At 68.3% G+C, this 24,914-nt stretch carries 21 protein-coding genes; 9 read left to right on the top strand and 12 right to left on the bottom strand.

All coding sequences use genetic code 11. The features are described 5' to 3' along the window. The first annotated feature begins 251 nt into the window (after window positions 1-251). A complete protein-coding gene (locus AC1DRO_RS11530; protein WP_476950901.1) occupies window positions 252-728 on the top strand; it encodes a hypothetical protein in 477 nt (158 codons plus the stop codon). A gap of 25 nt (window positions 729-753) precedes the next feature. Here the strand turns inward: AC1DRO_RS11530 and AC1DRO_RS11525 are convergent, their stop codons facing one another. Further along, window positions 754-4,152, bottom strand: a complete 3,399-nt coding sequence (locus AC1DRO_RS11525) for a DEAD/DEAH box helicase (RefSeq protein WP_476950900.1) — start codon at window positions 4,150-4,152, stop codon at window positions 754-756. A gap of 196 nt (window positions 4,153-4,348) precedes the next feature. Between AC1DRO_RS11525 and AC1DRO_RS11520 the strand changes: the two genes are divergently transcribed. Then, window positions 4,349-5,293 carry a DMP19 family protein gene (locus tag AC1DRO_RS11520; protein WP_476950899.1) on the top strand — a complete coding sequence of 315 codons (945 nt, stop codon included), beginning with the start codon at window positions 4,349-4,351 and terminating at the stop codon, window positions 5,291-5,293. Window positions 5,294-5,402: 109 nt separating this feature from the next. On the opposite strand, the gene AC1DRO_RS11515 is transcribed toward AC1DRO_RS11520, so the two are convergent. Further along, complete coding sequence (locus AC1DRO_RS11515; RefSeq protein WP_476950898.1) at window positions 5,403-5,936, bottom strand: COG4315 family predicted lipoprotein; 534 nt, start codon at window positions 5,934-5,936, stop codon at window positions 5,403-5,405. A 186-nt stretch (window positions 5,937-6,122) separates the two neighbouring features. Here AC1DRO_RS11515 and AC1DRO_RS11510 point away from each other — a divergent pair, with 186 nt between their 5' ends. Continuing rightward, complete coding sequence (locus AC1DRO_RS11510; RefSeq protein ID WP_476950897.1) at window positions 6,123-6,632, top strand: sigma-70 family RNA polymerase sigma factor; 510 nt, start codon at window positions 6,123-6,125, stop codon at window positions 6,630-6,632. Beyond that, a complete protein-coding gene (locus tag AC1DRO_RS11505; RefSeq protein WP_476950896.1) occupies window positions 6,629-7,312 on the top strand; it encodes an anti-sigma factor family protein in 684 nt (227 codons plus the stop codon). Before AC1DRO_RS11510 ends, AC1DRO_RS11505 begins: the two co-directional genes overlap by 4 nt. A gap of 56 nt (window positions 7,313-7,368) precedes the next feature. On the opposite strand, the gene AC1DRO_RS11500 is transcribed toward AC1DRO_RS11505, so the two are convergent. Together AC1DRO_RS11500 and trmB are read right to left on the bottom strand one after the other, a co-directional pair. Beyond that, window positions 7,369-8,175, bottom strand: a complete 807-nt coding sequence (locus tag AC1DRO_RS11500; protein ID WP_476950895.1) for a DUF1206 domain-containing protein — start codon at window positions 8,173-8,175, stop codon at window positions 7,369-7,371. A gap of 102 nt (window positions 8,176-8,277) precedes the next feature. Further along, window positions 8,278-9,234, bottom strand: a complete 957-nt coding sequence (trmB, locus tag AC1DRO_RS11495) for a tRNA (guanosine(46)-N7)-methyltransferase TrmB (RefSeq protein WP_476950894.1) — start codon at window positions 9,232-9,234, stop codon at window positions 8,278-8,280. A gap of 137 nt (window positions 9,235-9,371) precedes the next feature. Here trmB and AC1DRO_RS11490 point away from each other — a divergent pair, with 137 nt between their 5' ends. Further along, on the top strand, window positions 9,372-10,643 hold the full coding sequence (locus AC1DRO_RS11490; RefSeq protein ID WP_476950893.1) for an MFS transporter: 1,272 nt from the start codon (window positions 9,372-9,374) through the stop codon (window positions 10,641-10,643). Window positions 10,644-10,741: 98 nt separating this feature from the next. Here the strand turns inward: AC1DRO_RS11490 and AC1DRO_RS11485 are convergent, their stop codons facing one another. Together AC1DRO_RS11485 and AC1DRO_RS11480 are read right to left on the bottom strand one after the other, a co-directional pair. Then, entirely contained in the window at window positions 10,742-12,031 is a 1,290-nt protein-coding gene (locus AC1DRO_RS11485) for an MFS transporter (RefSeq protein WP_079550797.1), read from the bottom strand. Between the two features lie 23 nt (window positions 12,032-12,054). Further along, window positions 12,055-13,323, bottom strand: coding sequence for a M20 metallopeptidase family protein (locus AC1DRO_RS11480; RefSeq protein WP_476950892.1), 1,269 nt, complete (start codon window positions 13,321-13,323; stop codon window positions 12,055-12,057). Between the two features lie 211 nt (window positions 13,324-13,534). Here AC1DRO_RS11480 and AC1DRO_RS11475 point away from each other — a divergent pair, with 211 nt between their 5' ends. Both AC1DRO_RS11475 and AC1DRO_RS11470 read left to right on the top strand, forming a co-directional pair. Further along, window positions 13,535-14,566: an Lrp/AsnC family transcriptional regulator gene (locus tag AC1DRO_RS11475; RefSeq protein WP_476950907.1), complete on the top strand. Its 1,032-nt coding sequence runs from the start codon at window positions 13,535-13,537 to the stop codon at window positions 14,564-14,566. A 90-nt stretch (window positions 14,567-14,656) separates the two neighbouring features. Continuing rightward, complete coding sequence (locus tag AC1DRO_RS11470; protein ID WP_476950891.1) at window positions 14,657-16,108, top strand: MFS transporter; 1,452 nt, start codon at window positions 14,657-14,659, stop codon at window positions 16,106-16,108. A 146-nt stretch (window positions 16,109-16,254) separates the two neighbouring features. Here the strand turns inward: AC1DRO_RS11470 and cycA are convergent, their stop codons facing one another. The 4 genes from cycA to AC1DRO_RS11450 all read right to left on the bottom strand — a co-directional run bounded on the left by cycA (window position 16,255) and on the right by AC1DRO_RS11450 (window position 20,160). Then, window positions 16,255-17,769, bottom strand: a complete 1,515-nt coding sequence (gene cycA, locus AC1DRO_RS11465; RefSeq protein WP_028275441.1) for a D-serine/D-alanine/glycine transporter — start codon at window positions 17,767-17,769, stop codon at window positions 16,255-16,257. A 512-nt stretch (window positions 17,770-18,281) separates the two neighbouring features. After that, window positions 18,282-18,413, bottom strand: a complete 132-nt coding sequence (locus tag AC1DRO_RS11460) for a hypothetical protein (protein ID WP_476950890.1) — start codon at window positions 18,411-18,413, stop codon at window positions 18,282-18,284. A 32-nt stretch (window positions 18,414-18,445) separates the two neighbouring features. Further along, entirely contained in the window at window positions 18,446-19,138 is a 693-nt protein-coding gene (locus tag AC1DRO_RS11455; RefSeq protein ID WP_476950889.1) for an SAM-dependent methyltransferase, read from the bottom strand. Continuing rightward, window positions 19,135-20,160, bottom strand: coding sequence for a class I SAM-dependent methyltransferase (locus tag AC1DRO_RS11450; protein ID WP_476950888.1), 1,026 nt, complete (start codon window positions 20,158-20,160; stop codon window positions 19,135-19,137). The genes AC1DRO_RS11455 and AC1DRO_RS11450 overlap by 4 nt, the downstream gene beginning before the upstream one ends. Window positions 20,161-20,375: 215 nt before the next feature. Between AC1DRO_RS11450 and AC1DRO_RS11445 the strand changes: the two genes are divergently transcribed. Continuing rightward, on the top strand, window positions 20,376-20,693 hold the full coding sequence (locus tag AC1DRO_RS11445) for a hypothetical protein (protein ID WP_476950887.1): 318 nt from the start codon (window positions 20,376-20,378) through the stop codon (window positions 20,691-20,693). Window positions 20,694-21,037: 344 nt separating this feature from the next. Next, window positions 21,038-22,960 (top strand): DEAD/DEAH box helicase, encoded by a 1,923-nt coding sequence (locus AC1DRO_RS11440; RefSeq protein ID WP_476950886.1) that lies wholly within the window; start codon window positions 21,038-21,040, stop codon window positions 22,958-22,960. Window positions 22,961-23,102: 142 nt separating this feature from the next. Here the strand turns inward: AC1DRO_RS11440 and AC1DRO_RS11435 are convergent, their stop codons facing one another. Continuing rightward, complete coding sequence (locus AC1DRO_RS11435; protein ID WP_476950885.1) at window positions 23,103-23,753, bottom strand: MBL fold metallo-hydrolase; 651 nt, start codon at window positions 23,751-23,753, stop codon at window positions 23,103-23,105. Window positions 23,754-23,774: 21 nt separating this feature from the next. Continuing rightward, entirely contained in the window at window positions 23,775-24,785 is a 1,011-nt protein-coding gene (locus AC1DRO_RS11430) for an aldo/keto reductase (protein WP_476950884.1), read from the bottom strand. Window positions 24,786-24,914: the final 129 nt, after the last annotated feature.

Below are 24,914 nucleotides of genomic sequence, written 5' to 3'. Positions count from 1 at the left end.
TGGCGCAGAATTTCACCGGTTTCGCGGTCGATCGCGCAACCCTTGACACTGCGCGCATGGACATCCAAACCGACGTAGGTACGCTTGTTCATGGCTGGAACCTCCAGACGTTCAAATGTGGCTCTACCAGTCCACACCCGCACCAGAATGCGGAACAGACCGTGGGCCGGCAACCCACGAATCTCTTTGAACCCGGGGTTCCAGTCCTACTTCAGGCAACCACCACACTTCATATTGTCTAGGCCGGCGCCGTGAGTGTCGCAGCCAGCTTGGGCCGCCGGGCCGGCCTCGCCGGCGTCGTCTTCCATTCCCGGATCTGCGCCGCCGTGACCGCGGCGTCGTGCCTCGCGCATCTGTGGCTGGCCGCCGGGAACCAGCACGGGACCTGGCTGAACGTGCTCATGCTCGCCATGGTGGCAGTGTGCCTGCCGTGCGCCGTGCACATCTGGCGCCACGGCAGGCACAGGGCCCTTCGCCAGGTGATGGCCGCGGCGCTGGCCATGACCGCGGTGCACGCGGTCCTGCTCCTCGGCACGGGAGCCGGCGGCACGGGCCACAGTCACCATGTGAGCACTGCGGCAGCAGGGGCCGACGCGGCGCCGTCGGGATCCGGGGCGCTGCTGGCAGTCATCGCGCTGGAAATGACGACGGCGCTGCTCGCCGCGACGCTGCTGGCCCGGCTGCGGGCGGAGCCCCGGTCGGCCGTATCAGGGTTGAAGCGCGGCTAAAGCGCAGCTTCCGGGTTGGTCAGCGTCAGTCGTTGAACAGCCCCGCCAGGTCTTCCGCCGTCAGGGCGCCGCCGGTGAGTGCGTCGCCTTCCATGACGTCGGCGAAGAGCTGCGACTTCTTCGCTTTGAGCGCCATGACCTTCTCCTCGATCGTGTCCTTGGCGACCAGCCGGTAGACCATGACGTTCCGGGCCTGGCCGATCCGGTGGGTCCGGTCCACGGCCTGGGCCTCCGATGCCGGGTTCCACCAGGGGTCCAGCAGGAACACGTAGTCGGCCTCGGTGAGGTTCAGGCCGAAGCCGCCGGCCTTGAGGCTGATGAGGAACACCGGCGCGGCGCCGTTCTTGAACTCGTTCACGACGTCGGTGCGGTTGCGTGTGCCGCCGTCGAGGTAGCAGAACTCGATGTTCTCCTCGACCAGCCGCTCCCGGACCTTGCCCAGGAAACCGGTGAACTGGCTGAAGATCAGGGCCCGGTGCCCTTCGGCCACCAGGTCCGCGAGCTGCTCGAACAGGACATCGAGCTTGCTGGAACGCACCCCGGACAGGGAGGGATCGATCAGCGAGGGATCCAGGCTCAGCTGCCGGAGCAGGGTCAGCGACTGGAAGATGGTGAACCTGTTCTTGTTGACGTCCTCAATCAGGCCCAGGATCTTTTGGCGCTCCCGCTGCAGGTGGGTCTGGTAGACCTTCTGGTGCCGCGGGTTCAGCACGACTTCCAGGATCTGCTCCTGCTTGGGCGGCAGGTCACTGATGACCTGTTCCTTGGTGCGCCGCATCATGAGCGGCCGGACGCGCCGCCGGAGCTTGTCCAGCTGTCCCTTGTCGCCGTTCTTCTCCACCGGCTTCTGGTAATACTCGGCGAACCGTTTGGGGCTGGAAAAGAGCCCGGGAGCCACGATCGAGGTCAGCGCCCAGAACTCCATCAGGTTGTTCTCCAGCGGCGTGCCGGTGATGGCGAGTTTGAAGGCGGCGGGCAGTTTGCGGGCGCACTGGTAGGCCTTGGACTGGTGGTTCTTGACGAACTGCGCCTCGTCCAGGACCAGCCCGGCCCAGGTCTGGGAGGCGTAGGCCTCGTAGTCGATCCGGAACAGGGCGTAGGAGGTGATGATGATGTCCGCGCCGGCCATCGCCTCGGCCGGGTGCGTGCCGCTCTTGGCGAAGGTTTCGCCGATGGCGCGCACGTTGAGCCCGGGAGCGAACCGTGCCGTTTCCGCCTCCCAGTTGCCCACCACGGAAGTGGGGGCGACGACGAGGAACGGGGCGGTCCCGGACCCGGCTTCATCGCCTGCGGCGGCATCTTTTGCGGCGCAGATCAGGGCGAGGGCCTGGACGGTCTTGCCCAGGCCCATGTCGTCGGCCAGCACGCCGCCGAGGCCGTGGCGGTACAGGAAGCTCAGCCAGTTGAAGCCCTCCAACTGGTACGGACGCAGCTCGGCGTTCAGCGACCCGGGCAGGGGAAGGCCCTTGATGCCGCCTTCAAGCAGGCCGCCTACGGACTCACGCCACGCCGCGGCCTGTTCATCCACGATGCCCAGGTGTGCGAGCTCGTCCCACAGCCCGGCCTGGAAGCGGCTGATCTGCAGCGGGGCGTCCTTGTCGCCGGGGTTGTCCTGCAGGGAGCGGGCCTCGTCGATCAGGGCCCGCAGCTGGTGCAGCTCCGGCAGGTCCAGCGCGAAGTACGCCCCGCTGGGGAGCAGCATGCGGGTCTGGCCGGCGGCGAGGGCGGAAAACAATGCCGCGAAGGAAACCGGCTGGCCCTCCAGGGTGATGACGATGCCCAGATCGAACCAGTCGCGGCTGTCCGTCGCCTTTGTGGAGATCGCCACTACCGGGGCTTCTTCGGCTTCGCGGTAGTCCGCCATCTCGCCGGAGGTATCCACGGAGACGTCGGGGAGGTCGCGGAGCCGGGGGAGTACGTCCTCGGTGAAGGCGAGGGTGTCCAGTCCGGCCAGCTCTGCCGTGGCCGCCAGGCGCGGCGTGCCCCAGCCGCCGGTCGCGGATTCGCCCAGGGCCGGCACGACGTCCCAGGGCTGCCCGACCGCCTCGAGGATGCGGGCCTCGGCCGGGTCGTCCCGGTAGCCGTGATCGCCGGGGTGCCGCCACAGCGGCTGCGCCGTGACGAGGTTTCCGGACGTGTAGTGCCATTCCCAATGCAGCCGGACCCGGTGGTCGGCCCCGTAATTGGCCAGCAGGGACAGGGTGGGGACGGCGAGCGTGGGCAGTTCCACCGACTCGTCGGAGGCGGTAACCCGGGCGGTTTGCTTGAGCTTGGGGTAAAAGCCGGTCAGGAAGCGGCTTTCGTCCCGTGCGGGGATGTGCAGGGTTGTCCCGCCCGTGACGAAGGTCAGCAGTTCCTCGCTGAGACCGCTTTCCAGCGGGGCGAGGGTGATGACGGGGTCGGCGGGGGCGGTACCGGGCAGGGCGCCGCCGTCGGACGCCAGGAAGATTCCGTGCGCCGGGCGGCCGATGGTCCCGACCGACGCCGGATCCACCACCTCACCTTCGACCGTGATGGTCGGCGCGAGCTCGAGACCGCCGTCGTCCCCGCCGGTGCCGATGCGCGCCAGGTTCAGCCCGACGGCGGCAGGCTGCTCGACCAGCCGCACCGGCTCCGTGCCGCGGCTGTGCACCAGGGCGACGCCGATTTTCTGGGCCTGGGACAGCAGGCTCCACAGGTTCTTGCCGGCGTAGGTGTTCAGTCCCAGCCACAGTCCGGTGCCGGAGTGCTGGCGGTTTGCCACAGCGGTGTGCGAGGCGAGGAATTCCTGCATCCACTCGACGTGTGCCTCGTTGCATTCGCGCCGGTAGTTCAGGTAGCTCAGCGTGCTCCAGGAGACGTCGCCGCGGATCCACTTGCCCTTGGCGCCCATGATGACGGGGCGTGCCTTGAGCTGGCGGACGCTGCGGAGCGGATCGCGGCGGCCCGTGTAGGAAAAGTGCGGGGCGGGTTCCTCGATGTCGAACTGGAGCGCCAGCGGGGTGCCGTTGGCGGACGGCGTGATCCCCGGGTGGGCGATCAGGGGGCCAAGGGCCTGCTCCCAGTCGGCCATTTCCGGTGGCGCGCTTTGGCGGGACAGCCGCGTGCCCTCGGCGGGGGCCAGCAGCTGCATCCTGGTGGCCGGGTTGTCTTCGGCCGCGAAGAGCAGTGCCGCCACGTGCTTGCAGTCCTTGCGGACCGGGCAGCTGCAGACGCCCACCGTGCAGCTCCAGCCGCCTGCCTTCCGGACCAGCTTCGCCGTCGTGGAATAGGGCACGTCGGAACCGCCCCGCACCTTGCCCAGCAGCAGGCCTGTGGCGGCGTCGAAGGAGATCCCGGAAACGCGGCTCCCCATGGCGTAAGCGAGCCCGGCCGCGAGGGAGCGGTCGTTGATCGCGGGAGTCTGTATTGCCAGTGCCGCACTCTCGTCCGGATGGGATGGCATGTGCGCGCTACTTTCGGCAGGTGGTCATCTGATCCATCTTACCGAGCCGGCCGGGACCCCGGAACTTCGCCGCCGCCCGCACAAGCGCCGCTTAAACTTCGCCTGACGTTCAACCGGGGCTCGGCCGCCCGCCGTGACGACGGACCTACCGTGGAGAGGTCCGGAGTATCAGCAGCGCCAGCAGTAAGGATTCCGCATGACCCACAGTGAGCCCGCCATCCAGCCCGCCCACAGCTACCCCACCGTGCTGACCACCGAAAGCCTCAAAGGCGGAAACGAGGACGTTGTCGACGCGAACGTCAACGTGGTCAACGCCATGTTCGAGGAGTTGCTGGACACGGAAGAGATCTCCCCGGCCGCGCTGCGCAGTTACTACGTGGACTTCTACCTGACGCAGGCGCTGGCCGGCGGCTTCGCGCAGTACGTGTTCACCGCGCCCGAACGCGAGGAAGTCGACCCCTACATCCGGGAAGGCCTGGAGGCAATGGGTGCCGCCGCGCACCTGGACCTCTTCAACCGCACGGTGGCCGCCTTCGGCGCCCTGACCGACACCGACGTCGACAGCTACCTCGACGGCGGCAGCGGCTGGGCCGCCGGAAGCACAGAGGAAGACGAACCCGGCGACGGGGTCTCCGAGGCCGTTCGGCGCATCGAAGAACTGGACGGGGAATTCGAGTCGATCCTCGCAACGGAGGACATCGCCGCATTGAATGCCGCGTGGCTGCGCGGCCAGGAGGACTTGCTGGTCCTTTCCGACGACGACCTCGACGCCCACATTGCCGGGCGGGTGGCCCGGCTTTCCGACCTCGCCGAGCGCCAGGCGGCAGCCGCCGAGGAAGCGCTCCTGGACGCGCCGGAGTTCGAACAAATCATCCGCGAGCTGTGCGACCTCGCGGGCCACAGCCTGGTGCGGATCACCATGGGCGATCCGAATTATGTGCACAACGGGGAGACCACCCTGGCCTGGCACTTCACCACGGAGCAGGGCGAATTCCTCATGCTGGAGGACGACGACGGGGCCTTCATGCTCAATCCGCGGACCCAGGAAATCCTCGCGGCTGTGGAGTTCGAAGAGGCCGGGGAGTTCGAAGGGGCTGTTGAGTTCGCTAGGTCGGCGGAGTTCGAAAAGGCACGCCCGTAGGCGGCCTTCCCCGACAGTTTTCCGGTACGGCCGGCGCCTGCCCCCAAATGCAGGCGCCGGCCGTGCCGTGCTGAGCAACCCGTGCCAGACGGATCCGCGGCCGGTGAGCCTACCCGGCCGGCGGTGCTGTGATCATTTCCCCCGAGGGTGACACGAGGAACCAGACCCCGCCAACGCCCTGGCCGTTGATGTCCCCCGCGGCCTGATCCTTGGAGTAGTAGTAGATCGGCATCCCGTTGATGGTCACCTGCATCTTTCCGTCAGCCGTGGGAATGGTTCCGACCTTGCCGGTGACACCGTTAACTGTGGGAGTCGCCGTCGTCGACGTGACAGCGGGCCACGAGGTCAGGCACGCGCCGGTGCAGACGCTGTTCCCGGAATCCTTCGTGTTCTTGGCGAAGAAATAGACGCTCAGTCCCTGGTCGGCCACCACGATCTGGCCCGCCTTGGAGTCGGCCACCGAGAGCACCGCGGCGGACATGGACGACGGCGCGGAACTGGCCGGCGCGCTCGTGGCGGTCTCTGCGGGGGCGGAGGTGGCCGGTGCCGCCGACGTCGGCGTCGTGGTCGTTCCGCCGCCGCAGCCGGACAGGAGGGCGGCCAGAGCGAACGCGGACAAGCCAATGCTGAGATGCTTCTTCATTTGCTGCTCCTAGACTCGAGCCAGCCCAACTCGGAGGCCGGCGCTACGAGATACGACGCCATGGAGAGCGGAATGGTTCATGGCGGAACCGACATGTCCGTGTCGGGCTGTCCTGGGGCACACTGAACTATTGGGCCTGCCCCTACGTCGTAAAGGGGCAGGGCACCAATTTCCGGGAGGTGGACAATGCCGCTGGACGAAGACGTCGTGGCTGCGATCTACCGCGACCACGGAACGGCCCTGAAACGCTTTGTCCTCAGCGTCTCCCGGGATCCTCAGCTCGCCGACGACGTCGTCCAGGAAACGGTGCTGCGGGTCTGGCAGCAGGCGCCGCAGATCACAGGCAGCCTGCGCGGCTACCTGTTCCGGACGGCCCGCAACATCATGATCGACAATTACCGCAAGGCCCAAAGGCGGCCGCAGGAAGCCGGCGACCACGATGTCCAGGCCCTCCCGGAAGGCGGCGTCGGCGCCGGGCGCATCGACGAGCTGCTCAACAAGGTGCTGATGGAAGAGGCGTTGCTGCGGCTCAGCGCGGAACACCGCGAAGTCCTTGTTGCGCTCCACTACCGCCGCTACACAGTCCAGGAGGCATCCGCCCACTTGAAGATCCCCAGCGGCACGGTGAAGTCCCGGGCGTTCTACGCCGTCCGGGCCCTACGGACCATCCTCGACGAAATGGGGGTGCAGCAGTGAACGGGACCGAGCTGCATCACTTCCTCGGCGCGTACCTGCTCGGCGGGCTGGAGCCGGCCGAAGCCGCAGCCTTCGAGCAGCATCTTGCCGTGTGCGCCCACTGCCGCCAGGAGCTGGACGAACTCGCCAGCCTCCCCGCGCTGCTGGACGCGATCCCGGTGTCCGACGCCGTCGCGCTCACCGCCGCGGCGGCGGCCGCCCGGGACCGCGCTCTGGTTCCGCCGGAACCCGAACCTGTCCCAAGCCGGCTCCTGGACGAGCTCGCCGCCCGACGCCGGAAGGTGCGGCGCCGGTGGACGTCGGCGGTGGCCGCGGCGGCCGCCGCATGCCTGGGGCTGGGGATCCTGGCCGGTCCGCTGCTGAACCAACCCGCCAAACCGGACGCGAGCTATTCCGTTGCGGCCAGCAGCGGGTTGGAGGTCACGGTGGGGCTCGTCAGGAAAACCTGGGGCACCGAACTGGCGGTGGACGGCCGCAGCCTGCCCGTCGCCGGGACCCTCTCACTCTGGGTAAAAGACCGTGACGGCGGCGTGGACCGCGCCTGCGCGTGGACGGCCACGCCCACCGGCAGAGTCCGGATCACCGGGGCGACGCCGGTGCAGCTGGCCAGGATCGCCAGTGTCGAGATGCGCGATGAGCAGCAACAGACCGTTGCTGTCATCGCCGTGCCCCAGGGGTAGCCCACTCGCGGGCGCGGCGGTCCCGTCCGGTCCGGGACTTGGAAACCGGCGCGGGCCTACATTTTCGCGAGCTTGGCCCGCACCGCCATGTAGATGCCGTAACAGATCAGGCCTACGCCCACTGCGGCCAGCAAGTACACGCCGAACGGCTGCTCCCGCAGGGCCTTCAGGCTGCCGTCGAGCCCGGTTGATTGTTCGGGGTGCGCCGTCACCGTGGCGATGATGATCAGCAGGCCCACGAGCAGCAGAGCGACGCCCTTCGCGACGTAGCCGACGACGCCGATCACCGTCACAGCGGTGCGCGCCTGCTTCTGGGCCGGCATGCGCAGGTACTTGAGGAAGGACTTCCGAAAGCCGCGGATCGCGTAGACGATCCCCGTGACGGCTACCGCGGCGCCGATGACCACCAGGAGCGCCACGCCGCCCGGAGCCTTCATGAGGTTTACGGTCATATCGGAAGTCGACTCGCGGTTGTTGGAGCCGGCCCCGGTGGCGACCGACGCGAGCGTGAGCGCGAAAAAGGCGTACACCACGGCCTGCAGGGCTGCCTTGAGTTTCTTGCCGACCTTTTTCTTGGTCGGCAGGTGCCCGAAATCGAAAATAGCGTCGGACGCCTGCCAGATGGCCAGCGCCACGCAGGCGGCAAACGACGTCCAGAGCAGCAACGGCCCCGCCGGCTGCCCGGCGAGCTCTTCCACCGCGCCGCTGACATCGGCCTGGCCCTGGCCGCCCATGGCAAGCCGGATCGCGACCAGCCCGATGAGGAAGTGCAGCAACCCCGACACGGCGAACCCGGCCCGCGCTGCGATTTCGAGGGGCTTCGAATTGGTGACGTCCTCGGCGACGTCAGCAGCGTCGTTCAATTCTCGTTTGATGATCGTGTCCTTAGTACTACCCAGCGTGGTTCGTTCCGTAATCGTGCCACGCGAAGCCGCTCAACAAAAGATGCACGCGCGCCGTGGTGCCTAAATTCGGCGGTAGCTGAGGTCGAAGATCAGGCGGCCGGCTTCGTGCGCCTTGTTTTCGAAACTGGTCAGAATACGGCCCTCAAACCGCGGCGCCCACCCGCCGGTCCCGTCGACGCCCTCGTTGGGTCCGGTGTGCTCGGTGCTGACCGGCGCCCGGCCTTCCTTGACCGGTGCTCCGCCCACGCGGGACTCGACGCCGGATTCCCACACCTGGGTCAGGGGGCTGTCCGCGCCGGCGCGCTCGCCCTGGTGCAGGTTCTCGAACTCCGCCGAGCCCGCCATGACCTCGCGGACGTGAACGGCGTAGTTGGACCAGTCGGTCGCGATCCGGAAGATGCCGCCGGGCTTGATGGCCCGGGCGGCGAGATCAGCGAACGCCGGTTGAATGAGGCGGCGCTTGTGATGCCGGGACTTGTGCCATGGATCCGGGAAGAACACCCATAGTTCCGTGACGGAGCCGGCCGGGAGCATGGTTGCGAGCACCTCAGGGGCGTTCGCCTCGACCACCCGCACGTTGCTCAGTCCCCGGCTGTTGATTTTGATCAGCGTGTTGGCCAAGCCGGGGGTGTAAACCTCCACGGCCAGGAAGTCCTTGTCCGGGTTTTGCTCCGCGGCGTGGCAAACGGCGTCGCCCAGTCCGGAGCCGATCTCGACAACCAGCGGAGCCGTGCGGCCGAATTCGGCCTCTGCGTCGAACACATAGTCCGGGTGGACGGAGGTGTTGGCGACATGGCGGGGGACCTCAACCGCCCAACGGTCCGCGTGTTCCTCCCAGGCCGCCTGGCGTCGGCCCTGCAGGCGCGTGCCGCGGCGCACGAAGCTCACCGGGCGGCCCCCATAGGTGCCGAACGAGGCCTGGCTGCCGGGGGTCACGGGGCGCGGCAACTGGCTCTGGTCCGGGACGCCGGACTCCGGGTTTGCCTGCAGGCCGGGGGATTCTGGGGATTCGCTCATCCCTTCCAGAATAGTTGAGTCCGCCGGGCCGGGCCGCCCGGGGACCCCGCGGCCGCCCCCGCGGACCGGCCGCGGAGAAGGGGTTGAGCCGCTGAGGAAGGATTGAAGGGAAGGGGTGAAGACGCGGGGCTGCAAGAATGGGGCGGGTGACCTCAGCTGGGAAAACCGACGAGTTGGACCATTCGGCCGGCGCCGTTCTCCGGGACGGCCCCGCCGGGCCGCCCCGCGCGGCCGGCCGCCGGCAGCTCGCGTATTTGGGGACCTGCCTGGTCCTGATCGGGCTGAACCTCCGCACAGTCTTTTCGAGCTTCGCTGCGGTACTGCCGGAAGTGACGGCCGACGCCGGGCTTCCGGCCTGGGCGGTCATGGTGCTCACCACCGTCCCGGTGACGCTGCTCGGGGTGTTCGCTCCGCTCGCCCCTGGGCTGGCACGCCGGTTCGGGGCCGAACGGGTGCTGCTCGGTGCCATGGCGGTGCTCACCGCCGGGCTGCTGCTGCGGCCCGTGGAACTGCCGGCGGCCGGCCACCTTCCGGCTCTGCTCGCCGGGACCGCCGCGTGCGGGGCCGCGATTTCACTGTGCAACGTGCTGCTGCCGGGCGTGGTCAAGCGCGACTTCCCGCATCGCCTGGGCCTCATGGGCGGCCTCTACACCACCGCGATCTGTGCCTCGGCCGCGCTCGGTGCCGGCTTCACGTTCCCGGTCTTCCGCGCGAGCGGGGAATGGACGGCGGCGCTCTGGTTCTGGGCGCTGCCGGCCGGCGTCGTCCTTCTGCTGTTCCTGCCGCCGGCGCTCCGGGCCCGTCCCGGCGGGGCGGCCCGGCCGGCCGGCGGCGTCAACGTCTGGCGTTCCGCCGTGGCCTGGCAGGTGACCGGGTTCATGGTCCTGCAGGCCATGATGTCCTTCAGCGTCTTCGCCTGGCTGGCGCCGATCCTGCGTGAACGCGGGGTGGACGGCGGCACGGCCGGCCTGATCGTCTCGGCCTCGATTGTGCTGCAGATGCTGGGCTCGCTGTTCGCGCCGGCGCTGGCCACCAGGTTCCGGGACCAGCGTGCCCTCAACACGGCGGTGGCGCTCATGACCGGCGCTGGCTTCGCGCTGAGCATCTTCGGGCCTGTGGAACTCCTGTGGCTGTGGACCGGGCTGCTCGGCCTGGGGCAGGGCAGCCTGACCGCCGCCGCGCTGACGCTGATCATGGTCCGCACCCGGGACGGGCACACCGCGGCCCACCTTTCCGGGATGATGCAGGGCGTGGGCTACGGGATTGGCTCCAGCGGCACGCTCCTGGTCGGCCAGCTGCACCAGTCCACCGGATCCTTTGCAGCGGCGGGTGTGCTGTTCATGCTGGTGGGCTCTCTCGCAGCGGTGTTCGGGTACCGGGCCGGGCGGGACCGCTACATCGGCGACTGACCCTTCCCCCTGCAAAAACGGGATGAGCTATCAGCTGTGGCTGTCCTGAACCCCCTCCAGAACAGCCACAACCGATAGCTCAACCGGACCGGACCGGATCAGAGCGTGAGGTCCTTGCCCTTCGTCTCCGGGATGGTGAAGACGCAGGCCGCGGAGATGGCGAGCAGCAGCACGGCGTACACATTGAACAGCTGCGGCATCTGCACGGTGGTCCCGAGCCACTGCTGCAGATAGGGCGCGGTTCCGCCGAACACTGCCACACAGATCGAGTAGGGCACTCCGACGCCCACGGTGCGGATGCTGGTGGGGAACAGCTCGGCGTAGACGGCCGGGACGATCGCCGCGCTGGCGGCGATGAAGATCAGCATGACGGACATGCTGACGGCCAGCTGCCAGGCGGAATCCTTGAGCAGGGCGGTCATCGGGAAGTGCATGATGCCTGCGCCGATCGCACCGGCCCACAACACTTTCTTGCGTCCGATCCGGTCCGCCAGCTTGCCCCAGAAGGGCAGCGCCGCGATGAACACGATGTTGCCGATCACGCCGGCCCACAGCGCCTCGCCCCGGTCGATCTTCAGGGCGGTGGTGGCGTAGCTGGGGGCGACGACACCCCAGATGTAGTAGATCACGGTCAGGCCGACCGTCAGGCCGATCACCTGGAGGGCCTGCTTGCGGTGGCGGACAATCTGCGGCCAGATCGGAGCGCGCTTCTCCGTCGCGGCCTCACCCTCGAAGACGTCCGTTTCGTGCAGCCGGGACCGCATGATCAGCGCGTAGAGACCCATGGCCGCGCCGATCAGGAACGGGATGCGCCAGCCCCACGCGTTCATGAGTTCGGTGCTCAGCGTCATGTTCAGCACGGCACCGAGCAGGGTTCCGAACAGGATGCCCACGGTGCCGGAGGTGTAGATCAGGGTGGCCCAGAAGCCGCGGTGTTCCTTCGGCGCCATTTCGGACAGGTACGTCTGCGACGACGGCAGCTCGCCGCCGTGGGCCAGGCCCTGGATCAGGCGCGCCACCAGGAGCGTGAGCGATGCCCAGACGCCGACCGCCGCGAACGTCGGCGCGATGCCGATCATCAGGCTGCCCACCGACGCCAGCCCCACGGCCAGGGTCATGGAAGCCTTCCGGCCGATCCGGTCACCGATCCAACCGAACAGGAAGCCGCCGAAAGGGCGGGCAACGAAGCCGACGGCGAAAATCGCCAGCGTGGACAGCACCGCGGACGCCGGATCCGACTTGCTGAAAAGCTGGCTGGCGATGAACGGCGTGAACGTGGCGTAGATCGCCCAGTCATACCATTCGACGGCATTGCCGATGCCGGTGCCGACGAGCGTCTTGCGGGTGGATGTTCGGGTTGCCGCCGGCGTGATCGTGGCTGCAGTCATGGTCTTCTCCCTCGGGGTGCGGGTTAGGAAAGGGCGGAGGCGGCGGCAACAGTGTTGGCCGCGGCAGGTGCGTCGGCGGCCGCGAGTGCGGCAAGCCGTGAGATGGCGAGCTCGGCGTAGAGTGCGGCGCCGTCCGCCAGCACGCCGTCGTCGAACGTGGCGTACGGGGAGTGGTTGAACGCGGAGGTGGCATGGTCGGCGTCCCGGGGGACGGCGCTCAGCCCGATGAACGTGCCGGGGACCTCGGCCAGAACCCTCGAGAAGTCTTCGGAGCCGCTCAGCGGGGTGGCCCAGCGGGAGAGCCTGGAGTCGCCGAACAGGCCGGCAATGACGTTCTCCGCGGTGTGCGTTGCGTCCTCGTCCGTGATGGTCAGCGGGTACTCCTGCTGGTAGTCGACGTCGACGTCCAGGCCGTGCGCCGCCGCGATTCCCTTCAACAGCCGCGGCACGGCGTCCATCATTTTCTGCCGGGCTTCCTCGGAGAAGGTCCTGATGGTGGCCTCGATGCGTGCGGTTTCCGGGATGATGTTGCGCTTCGTGCCGGCCTGGAGGACCCCCACGGAGAGGACTACGGGGTCGAACATGTTGAACTGGCGGGTGATCATGACCTGGAGGGCGGTGACCATCTCGGCGGCCGCCGTGACGGGGTCCTTGGCCGAGTGCGGGGCCGACCCGTGGCCGCCAGCGCCGAGCACGGTGACCACCAGGCCGTCGGAGGAACTCAGCATGACGCCGGGCTTGGTGCAGAACGTGCCGTGCGGTTCCAGGGCGGAAAACACGTGCATGCCGTAGGCGGCGTCCACACGCCGGCCGGCGGCATCCAGCACGCCTTCGCGAATCATGTGGCTCGCGCCGTCGAAGCCCTCCTCGCCGGGCTGGAACATCAGGACGACGTCGCCGGTCAACTGGCGCCGGCGTTCGGCCAGGAGGGTGGCGGCCCCTGCCAGCATGGAGGTGTGCAGGTCGTGGCCGCAGGCGTGCATGGCGCCGTCAATCCTGGACGTGTAGTCCACGCCCGTCTTCTCCTGCACCGGCAGGCCGTCCATGTCAGCGCGCAGCAGCACCGCCGGGCGGGAGCCCCCTTCGGTCCCGGGCCCCTGGCCCCGCAGTACTGCGGTGACGGACGTCGTCTCCTGGCCCAGGGTGATCTCGTAGGGAAGCCCGTCCAAGGCCTTGAGCACCTTCTCCTGGGTGCGGGGCAGCGCCAGGCCAATCTCGGGTTCCCGGTGCAGTTCGTGGCGGAGCCGGGCAAGGTCCGTCTGCATTTCCCGGGCATCTGCGGTGATCGGCACGTGTTCTCCTTGTTTGTCGTTTGTCGTTTGTCGCTGGTCGGAAATCGCCTGGTTGGCGACTGGCTTGTTTTTCGAAGTTCCTTGGTTCACGTCCGGCGGGGACGTCCTGCGTCTATTCTCAAGTGACACAGTTCACACCCGCCCGAAGGCCAGAAAAAATGCACGAATAGACTGTTGCCGCAGGTTTCGTGCATGGATAAAGGGGAAAATGATGGAACTCAGCGAGGACGATCTCGCCCTGATCAACGTCCTGCAGATTGCCCCGCGACTGAGCTGGGCGGATGCGGCCCAGGTGCTGGGCGTGCACGCCACCACCCTGGCCGCCCGGTGGGAGCGGCTGCTGGACTCTGGCGTGTCCTGGATCACCGCCCACCTGATCGGTGACCCCCAGCAAATGTGCCTGGCATTCGTCGCCGTGGACTGCGAAATGCACCGGCGCGAGGAAGTCACCGCCAGGCTCGCCGAGATGCCGGAAATCGTCACCGTGGAGGAGGCAGCCAGCCATCGGGACCTCATGCTGACCGTCATTACGCCCTCCCTGGACGATTTCAGCCTGAAAGTCATCTCGCGGCTGAAGGAGATTGACGGCCTCCTCAAATATCAGACCGCCCTGTGCACCAGGCTGCACGCGAGCGGCGGCTCCTGGCGGCTGAACGTGTTGAGCCGCGCGCAGCAGGCCGCCGTGCGGGCGTTGGCCGGCCCCGAGGCCACCGGGGTTGCCCAGGCTGCCGCCCGGGAAGCGCTGCCGGACAGCCACCTGGCGCTCCTGCCGTTCCTGGCCAGGGACGGGCGGGCCACGGCGGCAGACATTGCCCGCGGCCTGGGCAGGCACCCGGCCACCGTCCAGCGCCAGCTCAACCGTGTGCTCGCCAGCGGCATCCTGTCATTCCGGTGCGAGGTGGCCCAGAAACTCTCCGCTTTCCCCGTGACCTGCCAATGGTTCGTCAACGTCCCGGCCGGGCGGCACGAGGCAGCCGCCGCCGAACTGAGGACCATGCGGAACGTCCGGCTCAGCGCCTCCACCACGGGGCCCACGAATTTCGTGATCATCATGTGGCTGCAGTCCCTGGCGGACGTGATGAACATCGAGGTGGCGCTGCAGCAAAAAGTGCCCGGGATCGAGCTCGTGGAAAGCGTCGTCATGCTGAGCACCGTCAAGCGTGTGGGCTGGATGCTGAACCCGGACTCCAGGGCCAGTGGCGCCGTCGTGGTTCCTGCCCAGGGGTTCGACGAGGCGGACTGACGAGGCGGACCGGCAGCTGATAAGCCCGCCGGCCAGCTGATAAGCCCACAGGCGGGCGGGCTGTGAGGGTCCGGTTGTAAGCTGTGGCACGTGCCCCAGACCGACCCGCCCCCTCACCAGGATTCCCGTCCGAAAGCCGTCCCGGAATCGGCCGGCATCTTCCACCGCAGCTACCTGCTGGTGACCCTGGGCGCCTGCGCACTGGTGTTCCTGGCCGCCTTCGAGTCGCTGGCGGTGACCACCATCATGCCGCTCGTCAGCCGGGAACTGGACGGTGCGGGACTCTACGCCTTGGCCTTCGCCGGGCCGCTCGCCACCGGGGTGATCGGGATGGTGGCCGCGGGCAGCTGGTCGGACCGCAAGGGGCCGGTGGCGCCGCTCCTGGCCGCAGTGGGCATGTTCGTGCTCGGCCTGCTCATCGCCGGTACCGCCGGAACCATGCCGGTCCTCGTGTCCGGGCGGCTGGTGCAGGGACTCGGCGGCGGCGGGCTTACCGTGGCCCTGTACGTGGTGATTGCCCGGGTCTACCCGCCGGTCCTGCATCCGAAAATTTTCGCCGCCTTCTCCGCGGCCTGGGTCATCCCGTCCCTCGTGGGACCGTTCGCGGCCGGCGCCGTGGCCCAGCTGGCCGGCTGGCAGTGGGTCTTTCTCGGCGTGGTCGGACTCGTGGTGCCGGCCCTGCTCCTGACGGCCCCGGCCCTGCGCGGCCTGAACGGCAGCACGGGCGCCGACGGAGATTCCCCGGCCGCTGAGCCGGGCCCCCGCGGCCGTCCGCCGGGAGGCCTTGCCAAGTTGGCGCTGGCGGCACTGGCAGCGCTCGCCGTGCTGGGCCTGAACCTGTCCGCCGCGGTACCGGTCGCCGGCGGGGTGCTGGCGGCGGCCGCCGTCGCCGTCGCGCTCCTGGCCGTCCGTCCCCTCATGCCGCGGGGAACGCTGACCGCCCGGCGCGGCCTGCCGAGCGTGATCCTTACCCGCGGCCTGGCATCCGCGGCGTTTTTCGGCGCCGAGGTCTACCTGCCGTACCTGCTCGTGGAACGCTACGCCTTCGCCCCGACGTTTGCTGGCCTCACGCTCACCGGCGGCGCCATCGCCTGGGCGGCGGCGTCGGCCATCCAGGGCCGGCTGGGGACCCGGCTGGAGCACCGGAGGGCGGTGCGGATCGGATCGGCCCTGGTCCTTGGCGCCGTCGTCCTGGCCCTCGTGACCACGGTGCTGGCCTGGCCGGCCGCGGTCGCGATCGCGGGATGGATCTTCGCCGGGGGCGGCATGGGCCTGATGTATCCGCGGCTGAGCGTCATGACCCTGGCGCTCTCCACCAAGGACACCGAGGGTTTCAACAGTTCGGCGATGTCCATTTCGGATTCCCTCGGCGGTGCCCTGGCCCTCGCCGGCACCGGGATCGTGTTCGCAGCGTTCGCGACGGCGGCGCCGTCGGCGTCGTTTGCCGGAGTGTTCGCGCTGACGGCCGTGATCGGGATCGCCGCCGTGGCCGTCGCGCCGCGCGTCGCCGTCGTCCCGGCCGCCGTCACCAAACGCGCGTAACGGCACAGCACCATGACGCGCACTGCACCATAACAAGCACTGCACCATAACAAGCACTGCACAGGAGCCCCGGCCGGATGATCCGGCCGGGGCTCCTGCGCGTCAGCGCCCCTTTGTTTCAGCGCTCCGTTGCTTCCGCGCGGGGATCAGGCAGACGCGCGGGCTTCCTCCTGCGAGCGGACGGCCTTCCATTCCACAATCCGGGCCTGCTGCAGCGGGGACTTGCGGTTGAAGTGCCAGGCAGCGCCCAGCAGCAGGAACCACACGGGCGCCACGAAGAGTGCCAGCCGGGTGTCGTCGGCCTGCCCCAGGGCCACCAGCATGAACACGAAGAACGCGAGCACGACGTACGGCATGAAGGCGGAGCCGGGCATCTTGAAGGACGACGCCTCGTGCAGGGCCGGCCGGCGGCGGCGGAAGACGATGTAACTGACCAGGATCATGGACCACACAAACATGGTCAGCACGGACGCCACGGACGTGACCACCGTGAACGCGCCGATCACGGAGTCGCCGGAGTAGAGCAGGACCAGGCCGGCCAGCAGGAAGATGCAGGAGAACAGCAGCGCGTTCTGCGGGACTTTGCGGACGCTGAGCTTTCCGAACGCTTTGGGCGCGTTCCCGTCCTGGGCGAGGCCGTAGACCATCCGGGAGGTTGAGTAGATTCCGGAGTTGGCGCTGGAGGCGGCGGAGGTCAGGACCACAAGGTTGATGACCACCGCGGCGATCCCCAGCCCGGCGAGGGTGAACATGCCGATGAACGGGCTGCTGGCGGGGTCGATGGTGCGCCACGGATTGACGGCCATGATGACCACCAGGGCGCCCACGTAGAAGAGGAGGACGCGGACCGGGATGGAGTTGATGGCGCGCGGCAGGTTCTTTTCCGGGTCCTTAGTTTCGGCGGCGGCGGTGCCCACCAGTTCGATTCCGGCGAAAGCGAAGATGGCGATCTGGAAGCCGAGGACGAAGCCGAACATGCCGTGCGGGAACATGCCGCCGTCGTTCCACATGTTGGCGAGGTTGGCTTCCGCGCCGTTCGGGGACGTGAAGTGGGTGGCGATCATGACCGCGCCGGTGACGATCAAGGCCACGATGGCGACCACCTTGATGATGGCAAACCAGAACTCCGCTTCACCGAACGCCTTCACGGTGGGGAGGTTCAGGAGGATCAAGACCACGGGCGTGAGCAGCGCAGGGATCCACAGGGGCGTGCCGGGAGCGAGCTTGTCCACGTAGCCGGAAATGGCGACGATGTCCGCCACCCCGGTGACCACCCAGAAGAACCAGTAGGACCAGCCGGTGAAGAAGCCGGCCCACGGCCCCAGGAGGTCACCGGCGAAGTCGCTGAAGGACTTGTAGTTCAGATTGGAGAGCAGGATCTCGCCCATGGCACGCATCACGAAGAACAGCATGAAGCCGATGATCATGTAGACGAAGATGACGGAGGGCCCGGCGAGCGAGATGGTCTTCCCGGACCCCATGAACAGGCCGGTGCCAATCGCGCCGCCGATGGCGAGCAGCTGGATGTGGCGGTTGCCGAGGGCCCGGGCGAGGTGCGGCTCGCGGTTCCCGGAGTCACCGTTGGCGGAGGCGGCTGTTCCAGTTTGGGCAATGTCAGATTCTGCAGTGGCCGGAGCGGCCGTGGTGGTGCGTTCAGACATGAGGCTTCTTCCTTGTCACAGGCGGTCGCCGGCGGGGGTTCCGCAGTGCGGGCCGCACGGATCCGTCAGAGTGTGACGGAGGTAACAGTTTTGGCGGGTAGATCAAGGTTAGGGCCGGTATTTCGTGGTCCCTGTTGTCGGAGCGGTCCGCGTATGTGGTCCGGCTGGTCGGTGGGGTGCCGCGGCGCTCCCGGCGGGACGAGGCTCCCGGAAGGCGCGGGAACCGGTCCGGGACCCGCATCTATCGCCGGGCCCTAGGGGAAATTGCGACGCCGGCACGCCCGCCCGCCGCGGGGGCTCCGAATCGCATTGGCGCGGATCGCCCGCCCATGGGCGGGTTCGACAGCTGTCGACCATCTTAGCTTCAGTTGTCGTCCGCTGTCTTTTGTCATATTTTGCGCGGCGACGGCAGCGGCGAGCCGCCGAGGGCCGCCGTTCGTTGCAGAGCTCAGCTGCGGCGCAGCCCAGTTGGGCAGTCCAGTTGCGCCCGCTACTCCTTGGCGAAGCCGTCCTTAACCTATAGTGGCGTCCCTGACGGCCCCGATGTCGGCGGCGGCGTCCTTGACGCGGTCGCGGGCCTCCGGCAGCTTGGACCGGGCCTGCTCACGTTGGCCACCGCGCTTGAGGTCCTCATTGCCAGTCACCGTGATGCTCCCTCGACCGATTGCCCGGCAGCCTACTGGGCGGCCAGGCGCGTGGCCCGCAGCACGGCATCCGTGAGGGACACTGCCTCGCCGTCGGGCCCGACGGCGCTGCGACACCGGCTGTCCAGGACCTCGGCACGCCACAGCGGCTCCTCGATCCGGAGTTCCCGGGCAAGGTCCTCGGCCGTGAAGAACTTCTCCGGAGTATGGTGCGCGCCCCACGGTGGCAGTCCGTCGGGGTGATGGCCGACGATCAGCAGCGTCCCGCCGGTCCGCACCGCGGCCGCGGCGAGCTGCAACGCCTGCTGCCACGGCATCTGGGTGGAATGCAGGAACTGGGCCGTGACGAGGTCGAACAACCGGTCCGGGACCCAGGTGGCAAGATCCTGCTGCACCCACTCGATGGCGGCGTCCTGGCCCCGTTCCCGGGCGTGGGCGGCCGCACGCTCCAGGGCGACGGCGGAAACGTCCAGGCCCGTCACGCTCCAACCGCGGGCAGCAAGCCACATCGCGTCCGCGCCCTCGCCGCACCCCAGGTCCAGAGCCTCGCCGACAGGAAGGTCCGCCACCTCGGCGACGAGTTGCGGATTCGGCTCCCCGCTCCACATCCTGGACCGGCTGCTGTACTTTTCATCCCACATCCGGGCTGCGGAACCGGGCGCCGCATCCTCGAGGGCCGCATGCTCGGCGGCGTCATGCTCGTGGCTGTCGCTGCGTCTTGTCATGGTTTCCCCTCATTACGGCGGTTCGCCGTGTTTCGCTGTTTGTTTTCAGGCACGACGGCGGTGACGAACCCTCCCGGCGCGGACCGCCGTCGGGTCTCCCTGCCGAAATTCCTGTGCTCCTCAAGGACCAGTCCGAAGCCCCCGACAAAGTCCGCGGCGCTTTTCCTGGCCGGGGGAGTGTTGTCGATCCCAAAGGTCAGGGGCTCGCCGACGAACCTCGCGGTAGCCCGCGCATACCGCATGTAGGGCGATCCCGAGGTGATCGTTTCCCTCGAAAAGTAGTCGAAGGCCACGATGCTGCCCGGCGCGGTGCCGGCGATCCTGCGCAGCGTCGCCTCGACGGAGGCGCGGTCCAGGTACATGGTCACCGCTTCCCAGAGGAACAGTGCGGGCCGGTTCGGGTCGAAACCGGCAGCGATCAGCTTCTCCATCCAGTCCTCGGTCTCGAAATCTGCGGGTACGTACGTGGCCAGGCGCGTGGAGAGGCCCGCTCTTTCGAGCATCGCGAGTTTGAAAGCCTGGGTCCGGGGCAGGTCGAGTTCAAAGCAGCGCACCCGGTCCCCGGGCGCCAGCCGGAACGCCCGGGTGTCGAATCCCGCCCCGAGGATCACGAGCTGGTCGATGCCGCCGCGGTGCCGTTGAACGGCCGCGTCATAGAGGCTGGTCCGTGCTGTCGGCTGGTGGCGCATCGGTGCCGGCCCCGGGTACGGATAGCGGTAGAGCCTGGGCACGTAGCCCGTGATCAGGTGGGCGGCGAGCGTGGGAGCGGTCTCCATCTGGATGCCAGTCGCGGACACGTTCGGCAGAACGGCCATGAGCCGGGCCGCGGGGACATCCGGCCGTGTCCCCAGACGGTGCTGCATCCAGCGCGTGTAGAGGGATGCGAGCAGCGTGGCCGACGTGCCGGTGCGCCGGCTGTAGGCAAGCATCCCGGGGACGGACGTGATGTAGCCGGCCGCACTCAAGGGAAACAACGCCAGCTGGATGACCCGAAACAGGCCAGCGGAGACTATTCGCGGCATTGCGTCCGACTCCCCTCACGGCCCGCCCGTCGCGGGGCCCTTCCCGCCCACCATGGTCCTCCCGGACGTAACGGCGGTCAATACACCGTCCGGGCTTCCGTCCGGGCGCCGCGCACGCGGACGGACACGTGGAAATCACGCTCCGGAAACCATTCTGAAACCTGCGTCATGAATGCTGGGCACAAGACATTGAACGCTGGGGAAGGGCAATGACCATGGACGTTGACGAAGCACGGCAGATCCGCAGCTCGGCCGAGTTGAACGTGGGGGACGAGATCGAGGCGTGGCACAACGGGAAGCTCTTCCACCGGGGCCTGGTGACCCAGACCGTCACAGGCGTGGACCTGTTCTGGATCCTGGATGCCCGGACGGGGACCCGCCGCCTCATCGACGCCGAGGCGCTCGTGATCCTGCGGCCGGCCGGGCCGGGACCGGCCAAAACGCCGTCACGGGCGGCCGTTAACTCATCCGCTCATGCATCGGCCCAGTCGTCCCACATGCCGCTGTTCCAAGCCCCCAGCATGGCGGGCTAGGGGCCGGGCCGGCCGTCACGGATACGGGACCCGGGCATCCTGGGTGGTAGACTACTAAAACTTGATGTGCAGTGATGCCCACTCTTGATTTGGTTGACCGGCTTCGGTCCATCAGCCGGATCCCTGCCGGATTCCTTCGGGAATCCGCACGCAGGCAGTGGGATTTTTTCATGTGAGAGGCACATCCTGCGTCGATGAACGCGTTCCATTTGGTCCCGGCGGCCGCTTGCTGAAGTTTGGCAACAGCCCGGTTGATCACCTGACTTTTCTTCGGCGAACCCTTGAGCCAACCGGCATCGGGGGCCGATATCCGCACGGATACCGCCTGAAAGACTTTGAAACACATGACTACATTTGCTGCCCTCGGCACGCCCAAAGCACTTGCCGACACCCTGACCGCACAGGGGATCGTGGAGCCCTTCCCGATCCAGGTCAAGACCCTTCCCGACACCCTGTCCGGACGCGACGTCCTGGGCCGCGGCCGCACCGGCTCCGGCAAGACCATCGCATTCGCCATCCCGCTGGTGGCACGACTCGCAGAGCGCGAAGCCAAGCACTTCCGCAAGCCCGGCCGCCCGATGGGCCTGGTCCTGGCTCCCACCCGCGAGCTGGCCACGCAGATCAACGCGACCATCGAGCCGATGGCCAAGGCCATGGGCCTGACCACCACCGTGATCTACGGCGGCATCTCCCAGGCCCGCCAGGAAAAGGCCCTGCGCGCCGGCGTCGACATCGTCATCGCCTGCCCGGGCCGCCTGGAAGACCTGATCCGCCAGCGCATCCTGACCCTCGAAGCAGTCGAGATCACCGTCCTGGACGAGGCCGACCACATGGCCGACCTTGGCTTCCTCCCGGTGGTCAAGAAGCTCATGGACATGACCCCCACCCAGGGCCAGCGCCTGCTGTTCTCCGCCACCCTGGACAACGGCGTGGACAAGATTGTCCAGCGCTACCTGTCCAACCCGCTGACCCACTCCGTGGACGACCCGCAGGCCGCGGTGACCACCATGGAACACCACGTGCTGGTGGTCAACGACCAGACCGTCAAGAAGCAGCTGATCGTCGAGCTCGCCTCCGGCGCCGGCCGCCGCGTGCTCTTCATGCGCACCAAGCACCACGCCCGCAAGCTGGCCAAGACCCTGACCGACGCCGGCATCCCCGCCGTCGATCTGCACGGCAACCTCTCGCAGAACGCCCGTGACCGCAACCTGGCCGAGTTCTCCTCCGGCGATGTCCGCGTCCTGGTGGCCACCGACGTCGCGGCACGCGGCGTCCACGTCGACGACGTCGAACTGGTCATCCACGTGGATCCGCCCACGGAGCACAAGGCGTACCTGCACCGCTCAGGCCGTACGGCCCGCGCCGGTTCCGACGGCACCGTGGTCACGCTGACCCTGCCCGAGCAGCAGTCCGACGTCAAGAAGCTGATGAAGGCTGCCGGCGTCGACGTCAACTTCGAGCGCGTCACCGCCAACTCCCCGCTGGTTGCTGAACTGGTCGGCGAAATGGCCGACAAGATCGATCCGCGCACCCGCGCCGCGCTGCTGGCCGCCAAGGCCGCACAGCACGGCGGCGGTAGCTCCACCGGTGCCAACGCCGAGCGCAAGCGCGCCCGCCGCACCACGCAGGCTGCACCCACTGCGGGTGGCCGTGGTGGCCGTGGCGGACGCGGACGCGTCGGAGCCGAGGCTCCCCGCACCGATCTGCCGCGCGCCGAGCGCCGCGCCGTAGCCTATGAAGGCCAGGCTGCTGCCCGCAACGCTGCCGAGCGCGTTGCGGAGAAGAACGAGGACCGCGCCGAGGCCGAGCGCGCCGAGCGCCGGAATGCGCGTGGCCGCGGCCGCACCACCGCCTACGCGCACCACAACGATGTTCCGGCAGCCGGCGGTCGTGCCGCGGCCGGCCGTGGTTCGGACGGACGCGCCGCCGAGGGACGCAGCGACGCCCGGGGCGCTTCGGCTCCCCGCAGCGGAGCACCCCGCTCCGGTGGCGCACCCCGCACAGGTGGCGCTCCCCGCGCCGGCGCTTCGACCGGCGGCCAGCGCAGCGGACGCCCGGCAACCGGCCAGCGTGCAGCTGCCGGCGCCAAGTCCGCTGGCAGCAAATCCGGTGGCAGCGCTGCTGTCTGGTCTTCCAACACAGGTGGCACCTCGGGCGGATCCTACGCCGGCGGCGGCAATGGCCGTTCCGGTGAAGGACGTCCGGCCCGCGGCTCCGGCCCCCGCCGCGCGTCGGCTCCGGCCTCGAACGAACGCCGCAGCCGCTAATCCCCAACCGCTCCCTAACCTCGCAAGCTCGGTCAGGGAACCCGGCGGTCGTGGCCCCAGCTAACCACCATCGAGTGCTCCGTAACTGCCGTTTAGAGGGTTCATAACGGCAGTTCTGGAGCACTCGATGAGGTTTCAGGCCCTACCAGCCGCGGGCGCGCCACTCTTCCAGGTGCGGCCGTTCCGCGCCGAGGGTGGTGGGCTGGCCGTGTCCCGGGTGCACCACGGTGTCATCCGGATACACCTCGAACAGCCGCTCGCTCACATCGGTGATCAGCTGGGCAAAGCGCGCCGGATCCTTCTGTGTGTTGCCTACCCCGCCGGGGAACAGCGAGTCGCCGGAAAAGATGTGGGCCGGGCCCTCGGGGTCCTGGTACACAAGGGCGATCGAACCCGGTGTGTGGCCGCGCAGATGCACAGCCGTCACGTCGAAGCCGTCGAAGTTGCCGACGTCCCCGTGATCCAGCAGTACATCGACCGGCACCGGCAGCTCCGGGGCATCCTCTGTCCCGGCCGCCGTTTTCACACCGGTGGCTTCAACCAGGCCCCGTAGCGCCCGGACATGGTCCCAGTGCTGGTGGGTGGTGGCAACCAGCGCCAGCTTCGGCGTCGCGGAAGTATCCGCGGCGGCGTCCGCGAGCAGCCCCTGGATGGCGGCCAGATCATCGGCCGCATCGATCAGGAGCTGCGCGCCGGAGGCCTTGGCCGTGAGCAGGTAAACATTGTTGTCCATCTCGCCGACCGAAATCCGGCGGATGGTGATGTCACGTAAAGAGTGAATGAGCGAGTCCATGGGCTTCAGTCTACGGAGCCGCTATTCACGGCCTTGGGACACCCAGTTGGGGTCCGCGGCGCGGGAACCGACGACGGCGTCCGCGGCGGACTCGAGCGTCCTCAGTTGCGCTGCGGTGAAGTCGAGGGCCAGGGCACCCAGGTTTTCGTCGATCCGGTCCGCCTTGCGGGTGCCGGGAATGGGGACCACGGGCAGTCCCAGCTGGCGGCCCCGCGCAAGCAGCCAGGCCAGCGCCACCTGGGCAGGAGTTGCAGCCTGCCCGGCAACGCTCAGTTCCGCAGCGACCGCCTGCACGGCCGCCACCACGCCCTGGTTGGCGCTGGCAGCATCCGCGGCGAACCGCGGGATGTTGCGGCGGAAGTCGTTGCTGCCCAGCGTCGAGGCGTCCACGGTGCCGGTGAGGAATCCCCGGCCCAGCGGCGAATACGGCACAAATCCCACCCCGAGTTCGGCGGCGGCGGGCACCACGTTGCGTTCCACGTCGCGGCTCCAGATGGACCATTCGCTCTGGACCGCGGCGATCGGATGGACGCGGCTGGCGTCGCGCAGCTCCTCGGCCGTCACCTCTGACAGGCCCAGATGCCGCACCTTGCCGGCCTGTACCAGCCCCGCCATGGCCTCCACGGTTTCCACTATCGGAACGCGGAGGTCACGGCGGTGCAGGTAATACAGGTCAATGGTGTCGGTGCCCAGCCGTTGCAGGCTGCGGTCCACGGCCTGCCGCACGTAGGCGGCGTCGCCGCGGATGTCCGTGTAACCGGCCGACGGTGTGCCCACGAGGCCGAACTTGGTGGCCAGCTGGACTTCGCCGCGGCGTTCGTTGAGCAGCCGCGCGATCAGCTCCTCGTTGCTGCCGCCGCCGTAAATGTCCGCCGTGTCGATGAAGCTGACGCCGGCGTCCACCGCGTGATGCAGGGTCCGCAGGGCCTCGGCCGGGTCCACCTCGCCGTAGACAGGGGTCAGGGCCATGCCGCCGAGCCCCAGGGGGCTGACCATAAGGCCGTCGCCGAGCCGGACTGTTGCTGCCGTCATCTTGGTCTCCATTCGCGCACTGAATAGTTCCGTAGGACTTCCGTCCCTGCCAAGAACCCCAGGATGCGCGCGGCTATTCCGGCCCCTGTTATCGGCCGGGCAGACGATTCTCCCCACCTTTGACTGTTG

This window comes from Arthrobacter sp. P4_F11, assembly GCF_056401395.1.
The sequence above is the reverse complement of the archived record's forward strand: the minus strand, read 5'-3'. Positions and strand labels throughout refer to the sequence as shown.

Excerpts from the sequence above, each read along its gene's own strand:
- AC1DRO_RS11525 (WP_476950900.1), bottom strand. The coding sequence starts at position 4,152 with ATGCCATCCCATCCGGACGAGAGTGCGGCACTGGCAATACAGACTCCC.
- AC1DRO_RS11520 (WP_476950899.1), top strand. The coding sequence starts at position 4,349 with ATGACCCACAGTGAGCCCGCCATCCAGCCCGCCCACAGCTACCCCACC.
- AC1DRO_RS11515 (WP_476950898.1), bottom strand. The coding sequence starts at position 5,936 with ATGAAGAAGCATCTCAGCATTGGCTTGTCCGCGTTCGCTCTGGCCGCC.
- AC1DRO_RS11510 (WP_476950897.1), top strand. The coding sequence starts at position 6,123 with ATGCCGCTGGACGAAGACGTCGTGGCTGCGATCTACCGCGACCACGGA.
- trmB (WP_476950894.1), bottom strand. The coding sequence starts at position 9,234 with ATGAGCGAATCCCCAGAATCCCCCGGCCTGCAGGCAAACCCGGAGTCC.
- AC1DRO_RS11490 (WP_476950893.1), top strand. The coding sequence starts at position 9,372 with ATGGGGCGGGTGACCTCAGCTGGGAAAACCGACGAGTTGGACCATTCG.
- AC1DRO_RS11485 (WP_079550797.1), bottom strand. The coding sequence starts at position 12,031 with ATGACTGCAGCCACGATCACGCCGGCGGCAACCCGAACATCCACCCGC.
- AC1DRO_RS11475 (WP_476950907.1), top strand. The coding sequence starts at position 13,535 with ATGGAACTCAGCGAGGACGATCTCGCCCTGATCAACGTCCTGCAGATT.
- cycA (WP_028275441.1), bottom strand. The coding sequence starts at position 17,769 with ATGTCTGAACGCACCACCACGGCCGCTCCGGCCACTGCAGAATCTGAC.
- AC1DRO_RS11455 (WP_476950889.1), bottom strand. The coding sequence starts at position 19,138 with ATGACAAGACGCAGCGACAGCCACGAGCATGACGCCGCCGAGCATGCG.
- AC1DRO_RS11450 (WP_476950888.1), bottom strand. The coding sequence starts at position 20,160 with ATGCCGCGAATAGTCTCCGCTGGCCTGTTTCGGGTCATCCAGCTGGCG.
- AC1DRO_RS11445 (WP_476950887.1), top strand. The coding sequence starts at position 20,376 with ATGGACGTTGACGAAGCACGGCAGATCCGCAGCTCGGCCGAGTTGAAC.
- AC1DRO_RS11440 (WP_476950886.1), top strand. The coding sequence starts at position 21,038 with ATGACTACATTTGCTGCCCTCGGCACGCCCAAAGCACTTGCCGACACC.
- AC1DRO_RS11435 (WP_476950885.1), bottom strand. The coding sequence starts at position 23,753 with ATGGACTCGCTCATTCACTCTTTACGTGACATCACCATCCGCCGGATT.
- AC1DRO_RS11430 (WP_476950884.1), bottom strand. The coding sequence starts at position 24,785 with ATGACGGCAGCAACAGTCCGGCTCGGCGACGGCCTTATGGTCAGCCCC.